Below are 1,369 nucleotides of genomic sequence, written 5' to 3'. Positions count from 1 at the left end.
ATGACCAGGACCGCATCGTTTGTGGCGAGGTTTTCAACAACGTAATCCCGCACGATGTCGCGCAAGGCCTCTGCGTCCCACCGGCCACGGCCTAACAGGTTGCGGAAAAAGGCGCTTTCCTTGAGCGCCTTGAGGTGATTCATACGCCTTCGGCTGAGGTTGAAGGATTTGAGATGCGCGGCGGCGATTACCGGAGCGAAGGGCTGTTTTCCTACGTGAGCTGCGAAGCCCGGGTTCCGGCAGACCACCCACTTCGGGCGATCTGTGCGCTCGTCGACGAAGCTCTCGAGGTGATGTCCGCTGATTTCGATGCGATGTATTCGCGCATTGGCCGGCCATCGATCCCGCCGGAGAAGTTGCTGCGCGCATTGCTCCTGCATTCTATACGATCCGCTCGGAACGCCAGCTCATGGAGCAGATGGATTATAACCTGCTTTTCCGCTGGTTCGTCGGTCTGGCGATGGATGCGCCGATCTGGGATGTGACGGTCTTCACCAAGAACCGGGAGAGGCTGCTGGCCGGGGACATCGCCGCCAGGTTGCTGTCCGCGATCATAGGGCAGTCTCGTGTGCAGGCGCTCCTGTCAGGCGACCACTTCTCGGTGGATGGCACCCTGATCGAAGCGTGGGCCAGCATGAAGAGCTTCAAGCCCAAGGACGGCGAGGCTTCGAGCGGTGACGACGACGACAGCGTTTCGGGCACCGGTCAGAGCGGACAGGCAAAGGTCAAGGGGCGTAACGCCGAACGCGATTTTCATGGCGAGAAGCGAACCAACGCCACCCACGCCTCCACCACCGATCCTGATGCCCGCCTGTTCAAAAAGGCACGCGGCCAAGCTGCGAGGCTGTGTCACATGGGCCACGTCCTGATGGAGAACCGGCATGGGCTGGTCGTCGATGCTACGCTCACTCACGCCACGGGCACGGCCGAACGGGAGGCCGCGCTGACCATGCTTTCCCGCATGAAGGGGCGCCATCGCATCACGCTGGCGGCGGACAAAGCCTACGATACAGCCGGATTCGTCGCCGGCTTACGCGACATTGGCGTTACCCCGCACGTCGCCCAGAACAATACCAACAGGCGATCCGCTATCGATGGACGCACCACCCGGCACCCTGGCTACGCCATTTCGATGCGGATCAGGAAACGGATCGAAGAGGTCTTTGGCTGGGCCAAGACCAGCGGAAACCTGCGCAAGACCCGGCATCGAGGGCAGGACCGCGTAGGATGGAACTTCACGCTGACCGCTGCGGCGTACAATCTGGTTCGTCTGCCAAAACTAAGGCGTGTGGACATTTATGGGCTTCCCTTTTGCGCGCGGATCGGATTCAAGACTGGCGAAGGGAGCACGATCTTGGATCGACACGGA

The 1,369-nt window shown here is 61.1% G+C and carries 1 pseudogene; it reads left to right on the top strand.

Going from position 1 to position 1,369, the window contains the following annotated elements:
- Window positions 1-173 precede the first annotated feature (173 nt).
- A pseudogene (locus tag BM052_RS19260) lies at window positions 174-1,282 on the top strand (IS5 family transposase); the annotation flags it as partial.
- Window positions 1,283-1,369 lie beyond the last annotated feature (87 nt).

Source organism: Novosphingobium sp. CF614 (assembly GCF_900113255.1).
In the GTDB taxonomy this organism is placed as follows: Bacteria; Pseudomonadota; Alphaproteobacteria; order Sphingomonadales; family Sphingomonadaceae; genus Novosphingobium.
This window is presented reverse-complemented; position numbering and strand designations above follow the sequence as displayed.